The organism is Curtobacterium sp. NPDC087082, from assembly GCF_044745045.1.
GTDB lineage: Bacteria > Actinomycetota > Actinomycetes > Actinomycetales > Microbacteriaceae > Curtobacterium.
In genome coordinates this window covers 118,436-137,578 of record NZ_JBIUZN010000005.1, presented here as the reverse complement: position 1 = coordinate 137,578, position 19,143 = coordinate 118,436, and the positions used below count along the sequence as shown (strand labels likewise).

The following is a 19,143-nucleotide window of genomic DNA, read 5'->3' as shown; positions in this document are numbered from 1 at the left end:
GTCGTCACCCCCGTCCCGTGATCGCGGCCACCGCGTCGCCGGTGAGGGACGAGACGACGGACGGCAGCGCCATGAAGAGCGCGCCGGCGAAGACGACGGTCAGCCCGATCTTGATCGGGAAGCCCATCTGGAAGGCGTTGAGCGCCGGGGCGACGCGCGTGAGCAGGCCCAGGCCGACGTCGGCGAGGAAGAGCACCACCACGAGGGGCCCGGCGATCTGCAGCGACGAGAGGAACATCTGCGTGAGCGCGGTGACGAGCACGGACGCCAGGCCGCCGAGGTCGAACGTGCCCGTCAGCGGCACCGCGTCGAAGGAGCGCACGAGGCCGGCGACGATGAGCTGGTACCCGCCCGAGGCGAACAGCAGCGCGAGCGCCGCCATCTGGAACAGCCGCGTGAACTGGGCGCCGTTCACCTGCGACTGCGGGTCGAAGGCCTGCGCCAGCGTGAACCCGCCGAACAGGTCGATGAGCGCACCGGCCGACTGCACGGCGGCGAACACGAGGAACACGAGGAACCCGAGGGCGAGCCCGACGAGGAGCTGCGTCAGGAGCGCGAGCAGGAACGGTCCGGTGTCGAGCGACTCGTACCCGACCGCGACGCGCGGGGCGACGCCGATCGCCAGCCCGATGCCGAGGATCACCTTCACCGTCGCGGGGAACGCGCGGTACGAGAACGGCGGCGCGATGACGAAGAACGCGACGAGGCGGACGCCGGCGAGCATCGTCGCCTCGAGGCGGTCGCCGTCGATCGACAGCTCCATCAGGCCGTTCCCAAGAGCTTCGGGATCATGTCGAACGCGACGTGCGTGAACCCGACCATCTCCGAGATCATCCAGTTGCCGCAGACGACCAGGGCGATCGCGACGGCGACGGCCTTCGGCACGAAGGAGAGCGTGACCTCCTGGATCTGCGTGACCGACTGGAACAGCGAGATCGCGAAGCCCACGACGAGCGACGTCACGAGCACGGGCGCGGCGAGCTTCGCCGACACCAGGAGCGCCTGGAGCGTGAGGTCGATGACGGCCTGCTGGTTCATCAGTGCACCACCTGGTAGCTCTCGATGAGGGACTTGATGATGAGCCCCCACCCGTCGACGAGGACGAACAGCAGGATCTTGAACGGGAGCGAGATCATGACCGGCGGGAGCATCATCATGCCCATCGACATGAGCGCCGCGGAGACGACGAGGTCGATGACCAGGAACGGGATGAAGATGACGAACCCGATGATGAAGGCGCTGCGGAGCTCGGAGATCACGAACGCGGGGATCACCGTCGTCATCGGCACGTCGGCCATCGACTTCGGGTTGTCCTGACCGGCGGCACGGGTGATGAGCGCCACGTCCTCCTCACGCGTCTGGTGCAGCATGAAGGTCCGCAGCGGCTTCGTCCCGATCTCGACCGCCTGGGTGAAGTCGAGGTGGCCGGCGAGGTACGGCTGCAGGGCGTCGTCGTTGATGTGCCCGAGGACCGGTGCCATCACGAAGAGCGACAGGAACAGCGCGAGGCCGGCCAGCACCTGGTTCGGCGGGATGGACTGCAGCGCGAGGGCGTTCCGCGTCATCGCGAGCACCACGAAGATCTTCGTGAACGACGTCATCATCAGCATGAGGGCCGGTGCGACGCTGAGCAGGGTGATCCCGATCAGGGTGACGACGGCGGACGACGGGGTGCCGTCCGGGCCGTTCACGCTGACGCTGAAGTCACCGGTCGACGGCGGCGTGGGCGTGGCGGGAGCGGTCGGCTGCACGACACCGGCCGCGTGGGCGCCGGTCGCCGTGAGCATGAGGAAGCCGGCGACGATCGTCACCCCCAGCAGGAGGAGGGCGATCAGGCGTCCGGTGCGGGCCGCGGTCACCCGGCCCGCCGGTTCCGGAGCGCCGAGGCTGCCTGCCGCCAGGTGTCGGCGGACAGGATCGACCCCTGCAGCTGCTGCGCCGTGGGCAGCGTGGTGCGCTGCGAGCGGCGGTTGCGGGGACGCATGGGCAGCGGCTGCGCCGCGTCGGACGGGAGGGACGGCTCAGCTGCCGTCTGCTGCTCCAGTTCCTGACGGAAGCGGTCGGCCGACGGGGTCGGACGCACCGGCAGCGTCACCGGCCCGGTCACGATCGTGAGTTCCGGCGCCGGCGCCTGCCCGCTGGTGAGCAGGGCGACACCGTGCTCGGAGACACCGAGCACGAGGCGCTCGCCCTCGACGTCGACGACGACGACGCTCGCCTTGCCGCCGATGCCCTGGCGGCCGACGACCTCGACCGACGCCGAGCGGCGGCCCTTGGCCTTGCCCGCACCCAGGCCGCTCTTCGCGACGCGACGGTGCAGCACCCACATCAGGGCGAGCACGACGCCGAGCGAGAGCGCGACGCGGAGGACGATGACGGCGGTGTCCACGTCGGGGCTCAGACGCTCTCGGCGACGTCGAGGATCTTCGTGATCCGGACGGCGTAGTCCTGGTCGACGACGACGACCTCGCCGTGGGCGATGAGCCGGCCGTTGAGCAGGACGTCGGCCGGGGCTCCGGCGCTGCGGTCGAGTTCGACGACCGCGCCGGGCTCCATGCCGAGCACGTCGCGCACGGACATCCGGGTGCGGCCGATCTCGACGGTCAGGGTCATCTCGACGTTGTTGATCCGGCCGAGGTTCCCGGCGGGCAGGCTCGTCGTCGGTGCCGCGGCGGCCGGTGCGGACACGGTGCCGTTCTCGCGGACGCGCAGCGCGAACCAGCCGCCGGGGACGCCACCGGCGGTCAGCTCGAACACGACCGCGTCCGGGTCGGCCAGGAGCGCCGAGGCCGACTCGCGCCGAGCCTCGCCGAGGACGCCGACGCCGAGGACACCGGCGGCGGCCTCGAGGGACGGACGGAGCACGTCGGTCACGTCGACGATCCCGTGGTCGGTGCCGCCCGCGGCGACGACGGCCTCGAGGTCGGTGAGCACGAGGACGAGGTCGGCCGACAGGCCGCCGACGAAGGACGCGACCACCGCGTCACCGGCCGCCTCGAGGGCGACGGGGGTCGCGCCTCCCGGGACCGCTGCCAGCGGAGCGGCCGTCGGGAGCTGCGCGGCGAGTGCCTCGGCCGCCTGCGTGTGGAGGGTGGTCGTGACGGTCATGCGGGCTGCTCCGATGTGGTGGTGACGACGATGCCGGCGAGGCGCGAGCCGTTCGCGCCGACGGCGGCGGTGCCGACGGGCTCGCCGTCGACCGCGATGGTGAGGGGGCGGTGCTGCGGGTGCGGCAGCGGCAGCACGTCGCCGACGGCGAGGCGCAGGACCTGCGACGGCAGCACGGTCGCCGGGGCGAACCGCAGGCTGACGCCGACCGGGACGCCGGCGAGTTGCGCGTCGACGAGGGCGCGGGCGTCGGCGGGGGTGACGTGGGCGGCGGCCTCGCCGAGCTGCGGCAGGACGGCGTCGGCCGGCAGCGCGAGCGTGCCGGGGGCGACGCGCTCCCCCACGCGGATCGTGAACGAGGCGACGATCATGAGGTCGCCCTTCTGGGCGGCCTGGGCGAACTGCGAGTTGAACTGGAAGCCGCCGGCGGTGACGTCGTGCGCGAGCAGGCCGCCGAACGAGTAGCGGAGGTCGTCGAGGGCGTCCTCGACGATCTTGCGGACGAGCGCCTGCTCGATCGGGGTGAACGTCCGGTCCGGCGTCGGCAGCGGCTTCGAGGCGCCGAGCGCGTGCGAGACCCAGGTGAGCGCGGCGTCGAGCGGGACCTGCAGCACGCCCTTCGGGACGACGTCCGCGATCGGGAGCAGCACCATGCCGGTGAGCGCGGGCAGCGAGGCGGCGTACTCGTCGTACGTCGTCATCTGGACCTGCTCGCACGTGACCTGGCTCACCGCGCGGACCTTGGCCGTCAGCTGGGTGCCCCACTGGCGCGCGAAGGTCTCGAAGGCGAGTTCGAGGACCCGGGCGTGCTCGCGGGCGAGCGTCGACGGGCGCGCGAAGTCGTACACCTCGGGCGCTGGCAGGGTCTCGGTCACGCGTGCGTCTATCGGTCCGCTGTGGAGCACCCGTCAGTACTGTGCCCCTTTCTGGGGCGGTGGTGCGCTCAGCCGGCTCGAGCCCCGTCCTGCGCCTTCGCCAGGGCCGGCATCAGCGCGCTGACGTCCTGGTCCTGGTTCGACAGCACCACGATGTCGACCCGCCGGTTCAGTGTGAGGTCGGCGTCCGTCCCGCCCTTCGCCAGCGGACGGCTCGACCCGAACCCGACGCTCTGGATGTGCTGGGCCGGCATCCCGCCGCGTTCCACGAGGTCGCGGAGCACCCCGGTCGCGCGGGCGGCGCTCAGCTCCCAGTTCGTGGCGTACGGCGCGGTGGAGTTCCGCTGGTCGGCGTGGCCCTCGACGCTGACGTCGTGGCCGCTGGTCTTCAGGACCGGGGCGATGGCGTCCATGATCCGCTTCGCCTGGTCGGACAGGTCGGCGCTGTTCGTGGTGAAGTACGTCTCGCTGCCGACGAGCCGGACCGTGAGCCCACGGGCGTCGACCGTGAACTGCACGTTCGACGTCTGCCCGGCCTTCGCGAGGTTCGCCTTGATCGCCTGCTCGATGGCCTGCAGGTCGTCGAGCTCCTTCTTCGCCGCGGCGACGTCGGCCTCCGTCGCGGTCGTCGGGACCACGGTGGAGGCCGGGTCGACGTTGGTGTCCTTCGTGCCGGACGACGCGGTCGAGTGGTCCGCCTGGGACTTGTCGACGGAGTACCCGGAGCCGTCCTCGACCTCGTCCTTCGTCACGACCGTGCCCGACGCCGTGTCGACCTTCTGCGACTTCACCTCACCGAAGCCCGTGGCGAGCGAGTTCTTCAGCTGGATGTACTTCTGCTGGTCGACCGTGGACATCGCGAAGAGCACGAGGAACATGCACATCAACACGGTGATCATGTCCATGTACGAGGCCATCCAGCGCTCGTCGGGGTGCTCGGCCTCGTCGTGCGACTTCTTCGACCGTCCACGACCGCGCCCGCGGGGGTTGGCGCTCATCGTCAGGCCGCCAGCTGCTGGTCGTCGGCGTCCGCGTCGCTGCCCTTGCCGGCCTTCGCCTTGCCGCCCTTGGCGTCCCCACCGCGCGCCGCGGGCGGGACCATGGCGGTCAGCCGCTCGCCGAGCAGGCGCGGCTGGCTGCCGGCCTGCACCGCGAGGAGCCCCTCCATGAGCAGCGTCTGCCGGTCGGCCTCGAGCTGCGCGAGCTTGCGGAGCTTCCCGCCGATCGGCAGCCACAGGAAGTTGGCGGTGAGCAGGCCCCAGAGCGTCGCGACGAACGCGCTCGCGATGAGCGGACCGAGCTCGTCGGGCTTGCCGAGGTTCGCGAGGACGTGGGTCAGCGACACCACGGTGCCGATGATGCCGACGGTGGGGGCGAAGCCGCCGAGGCCCATGAAGAACGAGCTGGCCGACCGGACCGGGGCGGCGTTCGACTCGATCTCGTCCTCGAGCAGGATCCGCAGCTCGTCGCCGTCCGTGCCGTCCGCGATGTTCTGCAGCGCCTTCTTCATGAACGGGTCGTCGTGCTTGTCGGCCTCCTGCTCGAGCGCGAGCAGACCGTTCGCACGGGCCGTCTCGGCGAGCCCGACCACGTCGTCGATGACCGACTGCGGCGGGGTGACCTTGCCGGTGAACGCCTTCGGCACGGCCTTGAAGCTGGCGATGGCGTCCTTGAGGGTCGTGCTCGCGATGCCGCAACCGATCGTGGCACCGAACACGAGCAGCATCGGTGCCGGCAGGAACAGCCCGGCGAGCTCGACGTGCTCCATCTCGACCATGCCGAACAGGGCGCCGAAGGCGAGCAGGATCCCGATGATCGTCGCGATGTCCACGTCAGCGACCCCCGTCCTGCGTGCGGGGTGCCCGGTCGGTGGACACGGCGTGGATCGGGGCGACCGGTGCCAGCGTCGGCTGCGGGCCGGTGGCGTTCCGCGCGGCGGTGTCCGTGCCGTAGGCCATGCCGACGATGCGTGCGCGGTACGCGGCGATCAGGTCGATGACGTCGGCCAGGGACTCGCGGACGATGTACTTGGCGCCGTCGACCATGATGAGCGTCGTGTCCGGCGTCTCCTGGATGCGCTCCACGAGATCGGGGTTGACAGCGAATCCGCTGCCGTTGAGTCGTGTGACGACGATCATGGCCCGTCCTGGTTCTCGATCGTCCCGCCGCCGTCCGTGGGGCGGGATGCTGCCCGTCCGTGGGCTGCACCGAGGACTATCGGCGGGCCGGGGCCGGTCGTTAGACGTGACCGGCGCGACCCGCGTGATCTGCCGACACCGGATTCCGGATCCACTGCATCCGATCGGCCCCGTCCGCCGGTAGTGCCGGTGTGACGTCGACGACGACGTCGTCCGTACCGGCCCGAAGGGGCCAGAAGGAGACCCGACATGCGCAAGACACTCGCCACCGGCCTCGCCGCCGGTGTGCTGCTCGCCGCTGCTGCGGCCGCGGTCCCGGCGGCCACCGCCTCCGCCGCCACCGGGGACGCGACGCTCTCCGTCCTGCACGCCGTCCCGGACGTCACGGTCGACGTCTACCTGGACGGGAAGCGCGCCCTCGACGACTTCACGCCGGGCACCCTGGCCGGCCCGATGATGGTCCCGGCGGGCGCGCACCAGCTCGCGATCACCGCCTCGGACGCAGCCGATGCGTCAGAGCCGGTCATCGGCCCCGTGGACGTCACGCTCGACGCCGGCGGGAACTACAGCGCCGTCGCGCACGACGACACCAGTGGGAAGCCCACCGCCACGCTCTTCACCAACGACGTCTCGGCGACCCCGGCCGGACAGGGACGCCTGATCGTCCGGCACGTCGCCGCCGCCCCCGCGGTCGACGTGCTCGCCGGTGGCGAGGCCGTCGTCAGCAACCTGTCGAACCCGGACGAGCAGGCACTCGAGCTCCCCGCCGGCACCGTCTCGGCATCCGTCGCCGCCACCGGCACGACCGACCCGGTGATCGGTCCGGCCGACGTCGCGGTCACCGCCGGCGCCGACACGATCGTGTACGCCTGGGGCAGCCTCGACGACCAGAACCTGGCGCTCGCCACCCAGACGATCTCGGACCTCGGCGGCACGCCGAACGGCGTCCCGGCCGGCAACGCCGGACTCGTCGCGACGAACCGGACCGACACCGCCGGGATCGTCGGCGGGACGGCAGCAGCCCTCGCGGCTGCGGTCGCGATCGGCGCGGTGGTGCTCCGGCGCCGCCGCACCGTGACCGGGGACCAGCGGCAGGACTCGGGTCACTGACCGTGCCGTCCCCGGTCCGGACCACCGCGGCGGCGCTCGTCGTCGCCGCGGTGGCCGCGACCATCCTGACCGGGTGCTCGTCGGGCGGCTCCCCCACCCCCGACGGGCACCCCTCGACCGCGATCGTCACCGGTCCGTCGTCGACGCCGACCCCGGTGCCGTCGGCGTTCTCGACCGCGGTGCCGCAGGTCCGCGCCACGGTCCCGCCGGCCGTCCGGGTCCCCGCTCCGTCCCGGATCGCCGTCGACTGGGCCGGGGTGCGGGCCGAGGTCCGTCCCGAGGGCGTCGACGACAAGGGCGCGATGTCCCTGCCGCCCGATCCGGCCGTCGCCGGCTGGTACCGGTACGGCGCAGCACCGGCGTCGACCACGGGGACCGTCGTGATCGCCGCCCACGTCGACGCCGTCGGCTACGGCGTCGGGCCGTTCGCCCACCTCCGGGACGTCCCCGCCGGTACGACCGTCACCCTGACCGACACGGCCGGTGAGCGGACCCGGTGGCGGATCGACTCGGTCGCCCTCGTCGCCAAACGCGGCCTCCCGTGGGCCTCGGTCTTCCGGACCGACGGGCCGCGACGGCTCGTCCTGGTCTCCTGCGGCGGCGTGTTCGACGAGTCCACCCACCACTACGAGAGCAACCTCATCATCAGCGCGACGCCCGCCTGACCGGACCGATCACGACCGCCGTACGATCGGGTCACGGTCGACGACGACCACGCCAGCGACAGGATCCAGTGACGACCACCCTCCCGGACGACAGCGAGCTCTCCGACGCGTTCAGCGCCGGGAGCGAGGACGCCCTGCGCGCCGTCTACGACCGGTGGTCCCCGCTCGTCTACTCGTTGGCGCTCCGCGCGCTGGGCGACCAGTCGGCGGCCGAGGACGTGACGCAACAGGTCTTCGTGAAGGCCTGGCGCCGGAGTGCCAGCTACGACCCGGAGCGGGCCCCACTCGGCGCCTGGCTCGTCGGGATCACCCGGAACTGCATCGCCGACGCCTTCGCGGAACGGACACGGCACGCCAGGACCACCGACCCGAGCGTCGTCGAGGAGACCGCGGCGGCACCGGAGTCCGAGTTCGACCTCGCCGAACGCGCGCTGGTCGCGGGCGAGCTCGACCGGCTCGACGACGTGCCACGCCGGGTCATGCGCTTGGCGTTCTACGACGAGCTGAGCCATCGTGAGATCGCCGAACGGCTCGGACTCCCCCTCGGCACCGTCAAGAGTCACATCCACCGAAGTCTGGCTCGGCTCCGAACACGTCTCGAGGTGATCGAATGAAGCACGTCGACGACGAGACGCTCGCCATGCTCGCGGTCTCCGGTGTCGTGGCCGACGACGCCGTGACGGAGCACCTCGCTGCCTGCGCCCGGTGCCGCGACGAGGTCGCGGACCTGCAGCGCGTGGCCGCCGTGACGCGGTCGTCCTCCCACGTTCGGCTCGACGCACCCCCGGAGGCGGTCTGGGACCGCATCGCTGCGGAGGTCCGGGACGGTCCGCCGCGCGACCTCCCGGCGGAGTCACCCGCACCGGTCGCGGTCTCCGGAACGGGCCGCCCAGGAGGAACGACCCGCCCCCGCGGACGGGTCACCCCCGGTGGGCCCCGCGTCCACCGCCGTCGGCGCGTCCTCCTGACCGTCGCGGCCGTCGTCGGGGCGTTCGCGATCGTGCTCGGGATCGGCGTGGCGACGGGTGCCATGCCCGGGCTCCCCGGCTCGGCGTCCGAGACCGTGCTCGCGCGGGCGGAGCTGGACGCCCTGCCCGGGTGGTCCGGGGCCGGTGGCACCGCCGAGCTGGAGCGGGACCGCGACGGGCGGCTCTCGCTCGTGGTCGACCTGCGCGGCGGGACCGGACGAACGGGTACCGGTGCCCTGCGCGAGGTGTGGATGATGCGCTCTGACCTCGACGGGCTCGTCAGCGTCGGGTTCCTCGACGGCGACCGCGGGCGGTTCACGGTCCCGTCGGGCATGGACACCGCACGCTTCCCGGTCGTCGACGTCTCGGCCGAGGCGGATGACGGCGACCCGGCGCACTCGGGCGACTCGATCGTGCGCGGCCGGCTCGCGCGCCCCTGACCGAGGACGTGCGCAGTAGCCTGACGCCGTGATCACCCCCGAGGACCTGCTCGTGGGCCCCCGAGGCCGACGCTTCTGCTTCGAGCTCCTCGGACACGCGGCCGACGAGTCGTCCGAGGTCGCCCACGCACTCGAGGCGGTCATCGACACGGTCGACCCGCGGTCGATCGACACCACGCAGGTCCTCCGGGCACTCGCGGACACGGCCGACACCGCGATGTCCTGGCAGGAGCCGGACGCGACCGACGTCTTGCTCGCCCGGTCCGAGTTCGCCCCGGCGCTCGCCCGGCTCGCGAGCACCTGGGCGTCCCTCCCCGCGGTGACCGCCGTCGTCGAACCGCCCGGAGCGGTGACGCAGTGGAGCACGGTCCCCGACGGCGAGCTCGGGCGACACCCCGACCGCGGCGCCGGTCCGGGAGCAGCGGCCCGGAGCCTCACTGCGTGGCACCGCGCACTGACGACCGAGGTGGCCGCCGTGCGGCCCCGCGATCGTCGTCGCCCGGCCGCGGCGAACGTGAGCGGCTCCTGGTGGTCGACTCCCCCGTCCGAGCTCCTCACCACCACCGCCGCCGTCGGGACCCTCGGCCCGATCGGGCTCTGGGCCGTGGAGGACGGGCTCGGCTGGGAGCGTGCCACCGTCGCGCCGATCCAGCCGGCACCGGACGTCAGCGTCCTGGTGGTCGACTCCGCGGAGGACTGGGGTGCGCTCTGCCGCCGGTGGTCCTTCGACGTGAGCGACACGACGCGCCGGCACGACTGGTACCGCACCACCGGCCGCGACGGACGGTGGCTGACACCGGACTGGTCCGCGCTCGCCGAGACCCACGACGCCGTCCACGTGACGGTCCGCGCGTGGCTCCGCGCAGCCGGCACCGCGGTCCCGGTCGGCCCCGACACCGCGAGCGTCATCGCCGGGTGGACGCCGGACACCACCGTGTGGCTGCGCGACCCGCAACCGGTGGTGGACGACGACGCCGCGACGGTCTGGACGTTCGACGGCGACGCGCTCCGCTGGACGACAGGTGACGACGAAGTTCTCACAGACGGTGTATTCCCGACCCGATCCTGAGAAGCCTGGGCGTTGTCCCCCGTGATTTATCTCATGAGCGTGTTAGCGTGCCCCTCATGACCGACACCACCATCGTCGCTCCCCCGACCACCCCGGCCCCGCTCCGCGAGGTCGGCGCCCTCATCCGGGGCGCCCGCAAGGGTCGCAGCATGACCCAGGCCCAGCTCGCCGAACGCGTCGGCACGAGCCAGAGCGCCATCAACCGCATCGAGCAGGGCGGGCAGAACCTGTCCCTCGAGATGCTCACCCGCATCAGCGACGCCCTCGACCAGCAGATCGTCTCGATCGGCGGCGCCCCGCAGCGCGCCCACCTCCGCGTGCAGGGCGGCCGCAAGCTCAGCGGCTCGATCGCGGTGAACTCGAGCAAGAACGCCGCCGTGGCGCTCCTGTGCGCCTCGCTGCTGAACCGTGGCGTGACCCGACTGCACAAGGTCGCGCGCATCGTCGAGGTCGACCGCATCATCGACGTGCTCCGCAGCCTCGGTGCGACGGTCACCTGGTCCGAGGACGGCGAGACCCTCGAGATCGTCGCCCCGTCCGACCTCCGCCTCGACGCGATCGACGCCGATGCCGCTCGCCGGACCCGCAGCGTCCTCATGTTCCTCGGTCCGCTCAGCGGCCGGTACGAGTCCTTCCGCCTGCCGTACGCCGGCGGCTGCGACCTCGGCACCCGCACGGTCGAGCCGCACCTCATCGCCCTGCGCCCGTTCGGCGTCGACGTCGAGGCGACGTCGGGCTGGTACGAGGTCGACGTGGCGAACACCGAGGTCCCGACGAAGTCGGTCGTCCTCACCGAGCGCGGCGACACCGTCACCGAGAACGCGATCCTGGCCGCGGCCGCCCGCGACGGCGAGACCGTCATCCGCAACGCCAGCCCGAACTACATGGTGCAGGACCTCTGCTTCTTCCTCGAGCTCCTCGGGGTGGAGATCGAGGGCATCGGCACCACCACGCTCCGGATCACCGGGAAGAGCCGCATCGACGAGGTCGTGGACTACTGGCCGAGCGAGGACCCGGTCGAGGCCATGAGCCTGCTGACCGCCGGCATCGTCACCGACTCCACGCTCACCGTCACGCGCGCACCGATCGAGTTCCTCGAGATCGAGCTCGCGACCCTGGCCGAGATGGGCCTGCGCTTCGACGTCACCGACGAGTACCCCGCCGCGAACGGTCGCACCCGCCTGGTCGACATCACGGTGCACCCGTCCGAGCTGCACGCGCCGATCGACAAGATCCACGCGATGCCGTTCCCCGGCCTGAACATCGACAACCTGCCGTTCTTCGTGGTCATCGCCGCGATGGCGGAGGGCACCACGCTCGTGCACGACTGGGTGTACGAGGGCCGCGCGATCCACCTGCTCGACCTCACCCGCCTGGGCGCGAGCGTGACCCTGCGCGATCCGCACCGGCTCGACGTGACCGGCCCGACGCACTTCTCGGGTGCCGAGGTCAGCTGCCCGCCGGCCCTCCGCCCCGCCGTGGTCATCCTGCTGGCGATGCTCGCGGCCAAGGGCGAGAGCGTCCTGCGCAACGTCGGCATCATCGCCCGCGGCTACGAGCAGCTGCAGGAACGGCTCAACTCGCTCGGCGCGTCCATCGAGACGTTCCACGACTGACGCACCGGAGGCCGCACCCGGCCGCCTGCCGACGTGACCCGACGGCCCGTCCCCGCAAGTGGGGACGGGCCGTCACCCGTCCCGGGCGAAACGAGCCGTTCCTCCAGGCCGATGCCCAGGAGCGCTCCACTGCCCACCCAGGCCGACGGTGCTGGATGGGCTGATGGCCACGAGATCGCTCCTGACCGTCCCCCTGCTCACCACCGTCGCAGCCGCCGCCCTGGCGTGGTTCGTGCTCGGTCCGGCCGCCGCGCTCGCGTTCGTCGCGCTCGCGCTCCTCGAGATCGCGATGGCGGCCGACTCGTCGGTCCCGATGGCCGGCATCGCGTCGCGCCTGCACTCCCCCGCACGGCGGCTGTTCCTGTCGCTCGGCATCGTCGCTGGTGTCCTCGCGATGCGGCTGCTGCTCCCACCGGCCGCGGTGGCGGTCGGCGACGCGACCGACCCGGCGAGCTCGGTGGGCGAGGCCGTGTTCGCACCGGGCTCGTTCTCGGCGCACCTCGCCGAGGTGCGGCCGGCCCTCGCCGCCTTCGGCGCCGCGTTCATCTGGCTCGTGTTCGCCGAGTACCTCTTCAACACGGACCGCGCGTCGCGTCGGTCCTGGCTGGGCCGACTGGAGGCGCGGCTCGCCCGGGTCGCCCGCCCTCGCGTCTGGTCGCTGGTCACCGCCGGCGCCGGGGTGCTGCTGACCTCGGTGCTCGTGGGGGTCGACGCCGGGTGGTCCCCGCCGACGCTGCTGCCGGTGGTCCTCGGCGGGACGATCGGCATCGGCGCGTACCTCGGGTCGAAGCGGATCGCGGCGTGGGCGCTCCGGAGCACGGACGGGACCGACACGGCGTCGATCGGGACCGGGAGCGGCGCCTGGCGGATCCACGCCTACGCCTCGACGGTCGTCTTCGAACGCGGGCTCGTGGTGTTCATGCTGTTCGAGATCCTCGACGGGGTCTACAGCCTGTCCGGCTCCGGTGTGCTCGGCGGTGACGGGCTCGGGGCGCTCGAACAGGCGGCCGTGGCGATCGCCGCGATCGGGGTCGGGGCGGTGTTCCTCGCGCGCCTGACCTCGCGGCTCGACGAGGCGTCGGGGCTGAAGCGGCTCCGGTACCTCAAGGCGGGGGCGGCGTACGTGCTGGGCATCCTCTCGGTGCTGCTGTGGACGAGCCTGCTCGTGCCGATCCCCGGCGTCGTCGTCGGGTGGTTCGGCAGCGTCGTGATCGGCCTGGCGCTCGCGACCTCGCTGCCGTGGGGTGCGTGGTGGCGCCGGGCGCGGCGGTCGTTGCCCGGTGGGGCGCGCGCCGCGCGGGGCTGAGCGGTCCGGTGTCAGCCGCGACCGACGAACGGCATGGCGGTCGGCATGACCGTCAGGTTCGGCACGTTCGTGCCGGCCGGCATCCCGGCCATGTACGCGACCGCTCGGCCCGTCTCGGCGACGTCCATCGTCGGTTCGGGGCGGATCGAGCCGTCCGCCTGCATCGTCCCGTCCGCCGCGCCCGACCCCATCGTGGTGGCGGCGTTGCCGATGTCGAGCTGCCCGCAGGCGATGCCGAACGCCCGACCGTCCAGCTGGAGCTGCTTGGTCAGGCCGGCCACCGCGTGCTTGGCGACCGTGTAGGGCGCGGAGAGCGGACGCGGTGCGTGCGCGGAGATCGAGCCGTTGTTGATGATGCGGCCGCCCTGCGGTGTCTGGGTCCGCATGATCCGGAACGCCTCGCGGGCGCAGAGGAACGAACCCGTGAGGGTCACGGCCAACACCTCGTCCCAGGTGTCGAGCGTGATCTCGTCGAACTGCGTCGCCGGCGCCCCGGTGCCGGCGTTGTTGAACAGGAGGTCGAGTCGGCCGAACCGCGCGACGGCCTCGTCGAAGAGCCGTCGGACGTCCGCCTCGACCGAGACGTCGGCGACGACCGGCACGATGCGCTCCGAGACGGCCGCGACCTCGTCGAGCGGGCCACGCCGCCGTCCGGCGATCACGACCGTCCACCCGTCGCCCGCCAGCGCGAGTGCGGCGGAGCGGCCGATCCCGCTGCCGCCGCCGGTCACGACGGCGATGCGGGAGTCACGCGCGGGGGCGGGGGTCGTGTCGTCGCTCATGGCGGCACGCTACCGCGGACGTCCGTCCCCGTGCGTCATGCGTCGACCACCCCGTCGGGCACCGGTGCGACCAGGCCCGCTCGCCGACGGAGGTCGAACGCGGCCGCGACCAGCTCCCGCGTGCGCGGGTGCCGTCCCGCGTCGAACAGCTGCTCGGCCGGACCGACGTCGACGATCCGCCCGGCGTCGAAGACCGCGATCCGGTCGGCGACGCGACGCACCACCGCGAGGTCGTGCGACACGAAGACGCACGTCGTCCCGGTGGTGCGCTGCAGGTCGAGGACGAGGTCGAGGATCCGCGCCTGCACGGACACGTCGAGCGCCGAGGTGGGCTCGTCGCACACGACCAACGGGACGGGACCGGCGAAGGCCCGGGCGATGGCGACGCGCTGCTTCTGTCCGCCGGAGAGCTGCGCCGGCCGGCGGTCGAGGACCTCGGCGTCGAGCCCGACCCGGGCGGCGAGGTCCTCGGCGCTGCCCTCGCCACCGAGCAGTCGGATCGCTCGGCCGAGCACCTGCCGGACGGTCCGCCTCGGGTTGAGCGACGCGTCGGCGTTCTGGAACACGACCTGCACGGGCGGGGTCCGTCGCCCGGGGCCGTCGCCCGCGGCGGAGGCAGCCGTGGTCACCGTGCCGTCGTAGCGGACGAGGCCGGCGAGGGCGCGTCCGAACGTGGTCTTGCCGGAGCCGGACTCCCCGACGACGCCGAGGACCTCGCCCCGGTGCAGGTCGAGGTCGATGCCGTCGAGGGCGACCGCACCGTCGTACTCCTTGCGGAGGCCGCGGACCGACACGAGCACGTCGTCCTCCGTGGTGCCGCGTGCGGCCTTGCCCGCGGTGATGTCCGGCAGCGCCTCGACGAGCTGCACCGTGTACGGCTCGGACGGCGCACCGAGCACCGTTCGAGCGGAGCCCTCCTCGACGAGCACGCCGTGCCGGAGTACACCGACCCGCTCGCAGTGCGCGGCGACGAGCGGCAGGTTGTGGCTGATGAGGAGCGTGGCGAAGCCGGTCTCCTCGCGCAGTTCGTCGATGAGCGCCATGATCCCCGCCTCGACGGTGCTGTCGAGGCCGGTCGTGGGCTCGTCGAGCACGAGCAGCCGCGGCCGGGAGACCAGGGCCATCGCGATCGCGACGCGCTGCTGCTGCCCGCCGGACAGCTCGTGCGGGTACCGGACGCCGATCGTGTCCGGGTCGGGCAGTCCGACGCGGGTGAACGCCTCGACCGTCCTCGACTCGGCCTCGGCCCGCCCGGACCCGGTGGCACGGAGCACCTCGGCGACCTGACGGCCGACGGGCATCGTCGGGTTCAGCGCGAGGCCCGGCTCCTGGTGCACGACCGCGACCACGTCACGCCGGAAGCGCCGGAGCCGTTCGCGGCGGAGCGTGGGGACGTCCGAACCGTCGACGACGATCGCCGCCGCCGAGACGTCGGCATCCGGACCGAGCGAGGCGGTGAGGGTCCCCGCCACCGTGCTCTTGCCGGAGCCGGACTCGCCGACGAGGCCGTACGACCCGCCCGCCTCGATCGTGAACGACACCCCGTCGACGACCCTGACACCGCGGTACGCGACGGTGAGTCCCTCGACGCGGACCAGCGGTTCGCTCACTCGGCGACCTCCTTGAGGTTGTCCGCGATGAGGTTCGCGGCGACGACGATCGACGCCACGGCGACGCCCGGGAAGACGACCGTCCACCAGGCGGCCTGCAGGTAGGCGCGGTTCGCGTTGATGTCGAGGCCCCAGTCGGCGGCCGGAGGTTGCGACCCGAGGCCGAGGAAGGACAGCGACGCGGTGATGAAGATGGCGGCACCGAGGCTCAGGACGGCCTGCACGACGAACACCCCGACGACGTTCGGCAGGAGCTCGGTGAGCATCGCCCGGAGCGCGCTCTCGCCCTGGAGCCGGGCCGCCTGCACGTAGGACTTGCCCATCTCGACGAGCACTGCGGCGCGGACGATGCGCGCGATGCCCGGAGCGAACAGCACGCCGACGATGAGCACGAGCGCCGGGGTCGAGACGCCGAACGCCCCCACGAGCACCACCAGGAAGATGAGGCTCGGCAGCGCGAGGAGCACGTCGAAGAACCGCATCAGGGCGGTGTCGACCCAGCCGCGGTGGAAGCCCGCGACGAGTCCGAGCGTGCCCCCGAGGACGGTCGCGAGCGCGGCGCCGAACGGGCCGATCACGAGCGCCGGGCGGGCTCCGGCCGCGACCCGGGCGAAGACGTCGCGCCCGAGCGAGTCGGTGCCGAACCAGTGCGCCGCACTCGGCGCCTGCAGGAGTTCCCCGGTCTTCGCGAACGGCTGCAACCCGAGCGCGTGCCACCCGACGGCGAGGACGACCCACCAGACGAGGATCGCGACCGAGACCAGGAAGGTCGGGCGACCCAGCAGCGCGCGCCAGCCACGACGGGCACGGCGCGATCCTGCGGTCTGCTCCGGCCCGGTGACGACCGGGGCGTCGGTGGCGAGGGCTCCGGGGACGACGGCGGTCATGCGGTGACCCGCCGTTCGAACCGGATCCGGGGGTCGACCACGACGAACAGGAGGTCGGTGAGCAGCAACGCGCCGAGGGACAGCGCTCCGGCGAGCATCACGCCGCTCTCGAGCAGGAGCGCGTCCTTCCGCTCGGCGGCCGACACGAGCAGCGCGCCCAGCCCCGGGTACGAGAAGAGCGTCTCGACGATCACGCTCCCGCCGAGCAGGGTGCCGAGGTAGATCCCGAGCACCGAGAACGTCGGGATGAGCGCGTTGCGGACGACGTGCCGCCGGACGATCTGACCGGTCGTCAGCCCCTTCAGCACCGCGGTCCGGTGGAACTGCGACCGGATCGTCTCGATGACCCCGGCCCGCACCATCCGGGTCAGCACGGCGAGGTACGCCAGGGCCAGCACGACGGCCGGCAGGGTGAGCACCCGGAGCCGCTCGCCGAACCCCGCGTCGAGCGCGCCGGACGCCTGCACGGGCACGACGCGGAGCCAGACCGCGAAGACCAGCAGCAGGACGATCCCGACCACGAACTCCGGGATCGCGGAGACGGTCAGCAGGCCCACCGTCACGGCACGGTCGGACCGGCGCCCCTGGCGGTAGGCCTGCACGGCGCCGAGGACGAGGGCGACCGGCACCATGATGACGAAGGCGTACGCGCCGAGCAGGAGCGAGTTACCGAGCCGTCCGAGCACCAGGTCCCGCACCGGCTCGGAGTACACGAAGCTCGTGCCCCAGTCGCCGGTCACGAACCCGCCGATCCAGTGCAGGTACCGGCTCACGAGGGAGCCGTCGAGTCCGTGGTCGACGTTCCAGGCCTGCACCTGCGCCGCCGTCGCGTACTGCCCGAGCGCGTTCCGACCGGGGTCCCCCGGGACGACCTGGACCAGCCAGAACGTGAGGATCGAGACCACGACCAGGACGAGCGGGATCTGGACGACCCGCTGGCCGACGAGGGACAGCAGACGACGGCGGCGCGCGGTGCTCATGACGAGGTGACCCCGATCCCGCGGAAGTCGAACCCGCCCGGGAAGTCCTGCCCGGACCGGAAGGTCCCCGTCACGCGCTTCTGCAGCAGGATGCTGCTCGACGCGAACGCCGGCACGATCACCGGCAGGTCCGTCCACTCGATCGTCGCGATCCGGTCGGCGAGGTCCTGCCGCTCGGACTCCGACGTGGTCGACTCGTACTGATCGACGAGGGTCTCGAGCTCCGGGTTCGAGTACTTCGACGCGTTCCAGGCGGCGCCGGACCGGTAGATCAGGTCGACGTACTGGGCCGGCAGTCGCTGCGCCCAGTTCGTGATCGTCACCGGGGCGTTGAGCCACGGCGTGTCGGCCCCGTCGGCGTAGTACTGCGCGCTCGTGAGGACCTTGAGCGTGACGTCGAACCCGCCGACGGCCTCGAGCTGCTGCTGCACCACCTGGGCGAGCGCCTTCTCGGCGTCGAGCGTGGTGATCTCGAACGACACGGTCTTGCCGCCGAGGAGCTCCCGCACCTTCGCCGCGTCCTGCGACCGCTGCTCGAGGCCCTTCGGCTGGATCGCGGAACTCGGGAAGAACGTGGTGTCGTTGCCGACCTCGGCGTTCCCGCCGTAGACCGTCTTGACGATCTCCTTCCGGTCGAGCGCCAGGGCGAACGCCTCGCGGACGTCCGGGTCGTCGAACGGCGCCTTGGTCACGTCGAGGAAGATGCCGTCGAACTTGTTGTAGTACGGCTTGGTCTCGTTGTAGTCGGAGGCCTGCAGCGTCGAGGTCGCGGTGGGGCTCGACGCGATCTGGTCGATCTCGCCGCTCTGGAAGGCCAGCAGCTGTGCCTGGTCGTCGGCGTAGAACTTCACGTCGACCTTGTCGAGGTCGACGTCCTTCGCGTCCCAGTAGTCGGGGTTCTTCGTGAACGTCGCGCCCTGCCCGGCGGAGTACTTCGACAGCACGAACTGGCCGGCACCGACGGGCTGCTTCGCCCAGTTCGTCGACGCCGTGAAGCCGGCGGGCTGGATCGTCGTGTTCGAGCCGGTGAGCAGGTACGGGAAGTCGGCGTAGGGCTTGTCGAGCGTGAACTCCACGGCGGAGTCGCCGTCCGCGGCGACGGACCCGAGGATGCCCTCGAAGCTCGACTTGCCGGGCGACTGGCTGTCCGTGCCGATGATCGAGTCGAACGTCGCGACGACGTCCTTGCTCGTGAGGGCGGCGCCGTCCGAGAACTTCAGGCCGTCGCGCAGGGTGACGGTCCAGGTGCGCCCGTCGGACGAGGCCTTCCAGGAGTCGGCGAGCCGGCCCTCGAGCTTGCCCTGCGCGTCCTGGCTGAGGAGTCCCTCGGATGCCAGCCCGACGATGAACATCGCGTTGTAGTCGGACGTGGTGAGGGGGTTGATGGTGCTGTCGGGCTCCTGGAGGCCGAGCGTGTAGGTGCCGGCGTCCGACGAGCCGGACGAGGCGTCGCCGCCGGACGAGCACGCGGCGAGGGTGAGGGCGAGGGCGGACGCGGTGGCCGCGAGGGCGAGGCGCTTGAGGCGACGCCGCCGCGACGTGAGGTCGACGGTCATGGTTGGCTCCTGGGGTTCGGGGTGCAGGGGGTG

General features: G+C 72.2%; 21 protein-coding genes. 7 read left to right on the top strand and 14 right to left on the bottom strand.

The window, feature by feature from the left end; all coding sequences use genetic code 11:
• Nucleotides 1–4: 4 nt before the first annotated feature.
• The 9 genes from ACIPEP_RS14175 to ACIPEP_RS14135 form a co-directional block, all read right to left on the bottom strand.
• Nucleotides 5–763 (bottom strand): flagellar biosynthetic protein FliR, encoded by a 759-nt coding sequence (locus tag ACIPEP_RS14175; protein ID WP_070418906.1) that lies wholly within the window; start codon nucleotides 761–763, stop codon nucleotides 5–7.
• A complete protein-coding gene (fliQ, locus tag ACIPEP_RS14170) occupies nucleotides 763–1,038 on the bottom strand; it encodes a flagellar biosynthesis protein FliQ (RefSeq protein WP_070418905.1) in 276 nt (91 codons plus the stop codon). The genes ACIPEP_RS14175 and fliQ overlap by 1 nt, the downstream gene beginning before the upstream one ends.
• Entirely contained in the window at nucleotides 1,038–1,859 is an 822-nt protein-coding gene (gene fliP / locus ACIPEP_RS14165; RefSeq protein WP_070418904.1) for a flagellar type III secretion system pore protein FliP, read from the bottom strand. The genes fliQ and fliP overlap by 1 nt, the downstream gene beginning before the upstream one ends.
• Complete coding sequence (locus ACIPEP_RS14160; RefSeq protein WP_071294622.1) at nucleotides 1,856–2,389, bottom strand: flagellar biosynthetic protein FliO; 534 nt, start codon at nucleotides 2,387–2,389, stop codon at nucleotides 1,856–1,858. The genes fliP and ACIPEP_RS14160 overlap by 4 nt, the downstream gene beginning before the upstream one ends.
• Before the next feature lie 8 nt (nucleotides 2,390–2,397).
• Nucleotides 2,398–3,108: a flagellar motor switch protein FliN gene (gene fliN, locus ACIPEP_RS14155; RefSeq protein ID WP_402717605.1), complete on the bottom strand. Its 711-nt coding sequence runs from the start codon at nucleotides 3,106–3,108 to the stop codon at nucleotides 2,398–2,400.
• Entirely contained in the window at nucleotides 3,105–3,983 is an 879-nt protein-coding gene (locus tag ACIPEP_RS14150) for a flagellar motor switch protein FliM (protein ID WP_083403170.1), read from the bottom strand. Before ACIPEP_RS14150 ends, fliN begins: the two co-directional genes overlap by 4 nt.
• Before the next feature lie 68 nt (nucleotides 3,984–4,051).
• Complete coding sequence (locus tag ACIPEP_RS14145; RefSeq protein WP_402717604.1) at nucleotides 4,052–4,981, bottom strand: flagellar motor protein MotB; 930 nt, start codon at nucleotides 4,979–4,981, stop codon at nucleotides 4,052–4,054.
• 2 nt (nucleotides 4,982–4,983) lie between these two features.
• A complete protein-coding gene (locus ACIPEP_RS14140) occupies nucleotides 4,984–5,814 on the bottom strand; it encodes a motility protein A (protein ID WP_071294618.1) in 831 nt (276 codons plus the stop codon).
• A gap of 1 nt (nucleotide 5,815) precedes the next feature.
• On the bottom strand, nucleotides 5,816–6,121 hold the full coding sequence (locus ACIPEP_RS14135; RefSeq protein WP_070418899.1) for a flagellar FlbD family protein: 306 nt from the start codon (nucleotides 6,119–6,121) through the stop codon (nucleotides 5,816–5,818).
• A 249-nt stretch (nucleotides 6,122–6,370) separates the two neighbouring features.
• Here ACIPEP_RS14135 and ACIPEP_RS14130 point away from each other — a divergent pair, with 249 nt between their 5' ends.
• From ACIPEP_RS14130 to ACIPEP_RS14100, 7 genes are all read left to right on the top strand, one after another.
• Nucleotides 6,371–7,231: a DUF4397 domain-containing protein gene (locus ACIPEP_RS14130; RefSeq protein WP_402717603.1), complete on the top strand. Its 861-nt coding sequence runs from the start codon at nucleotides 6,371–6,373 to the stop codon at nucleotides 7,229–7,231.
• A 2-nt stretch (nucleotides 7,232–7,233) separates the two neighbouring features.
• Complete coding sequence (locus ACIPEP_RS14125; protein WP_402717602.1) at nucleotides 7,234–7,896, top strand: class F sortase; 663 nt, start codon at nucleotides 7,234–7,236, stop codon at nucleotides 7,894–7,896.
• Nucleotides 7,897–7,964: 68 nt separating this feature from the next.
• A complete protein-coding gene (locus ACIPEP_RS14120) occupies nucleotides 7,965–8,510 on the top strand; it encodes an RNA polymerase sigma factor (protein ID WP_070418897.1) in 546 nt (181 codons plus the stop codon).
• Complete coding sequence (locus tag ACIPEP_RS14115; protein WP_402717601.1) at nucleotides 8,507–9,304, top strand: anti-sigma factor domain-containing protein; 798 nt, start codon at nucleotides 8,507–8,509, stop codon at nucleotides 9,302–9,304. Before ACIPEP_RS14120 ends, ACIPEP_RS14115 begins: the two co-directional genes overlap by 4 nt.
• 28 nt (nucleotides 9,305–9,332) lie before the next feature.
• Nucleotides 9,333–10,373, top strand: coding sequence for a hypothetical protein (locus ACIPEP_RS14110; RefSeq protein WP_402717600.1), 1,041 nt, complete (start codon nucleotides 9,333–9,335; stop codon nucleotides 10,371–10,373).
• Nucleotides 10,374–10,429: 56 nt separating this feature from the next.
• A complete protein-coding gene (locus tag ACIPEP_RS14105) occupies nucleotides 10,430–11,989 on the top strand; it encodes a UDP-N-acetylglucosamine 1-carboxyvinyltransferase (protein WP_070418895.1) in 1,560 nt (519 codons plus the stop codon).
• A 163-nt stretch (nucleotides 11,990–12,152) separates the two neighbouring features.
• A complete protein-coding gene (locus ACIPEP_RS14100; protein WP_402717599.1) occupies nucleotides 12,153–13,295 on the top strand; it encodes a DUF475 domain-containing protein in 1,143 nt (380 codons plus the stop codon).
• 11 nt (nucleotides 13,296–13,306) lie between these two features.
• On the opposite strand, the gene ACIPEP_RS14095 is transcribed toward ACIPEP_RS14100, so the two are convergent.
• From ACIPEP_RS14095 to ACIPEP_RS14075, 5 genes are read right to left on the bottom strand one after another with little or no spacing between them, the layout of a single operon-like run.
• Nucleotides 13,307–14,077, bottom strand: coding sequence for an SDR family oxidoreductase (locus tag ACIPEP_RS14095; protein WP_402717598.1), 771 nt, complete (start codon nucleotides 14,075–14,077; stop codon nucleotides 13,307–13,309).
• 35 nt (nucleotides 14,078–14,112) lie between these two features.
• Nucleotides 14,113–15,687 (bottom strand): ATP-binding cassette domain-containing protein, encoded by a 1,575-nt coding sequence (locus ACIPEP_RS14090; protein ID WP_402717597.1) that lies wholly within the window; start codon nucleotides 15,685–15,687, stop codon nucleotides 14,113–14,115.
• Nucleotides 15,684–16,574 carry an ABC transporter permease gene (locus ACIPEP_RS14085; protein ID WP_309779498.1) on the bottom strand — a complete coding sequence of 297 codons (891 nt, stop codon included), beginning with the start codon at nucleotides 16,572–16,574 and terminating at the stop codon, nucleotides 15,684–15,686. The genes ACIPEP_RS14090 and ACIPEP_RS14085 overlap by 4 nt, the downstream gene beginning before the upstream one ends.
• Entirely contained in the window at nucleotides 16,571–17,554 is a 984-nt protein-coding gene (locus tag ACIPEP_RS14080) for an ABC transporter permease (protein ID WP_070418892.1), read from the bottom strand. Before ACIPEP_RS14080 ends, ACIPEP_RS14085 begins: the two co-directional genes overlap by 4 nt.
• Nucleotides 17,551–19,110 (bottom strand): ABC transporter substrate-binding protein, encoded by a 1,560-nt coding sequence (locus ACIPEP_RS14075; protein WP_402717596.1) that lies wholly within the window; start codon nucleotides 19,108–19,110, stop codon nucleotides 17,551–17,553. Before ACIPEP_RS14075 ends, ACIPEP_RS14080 begins: the two co-directional genes overlap by 4 nt.
• Between the last annotated feature and the right edge of the window lie 33 nt (nucleotides 19,111–19,143).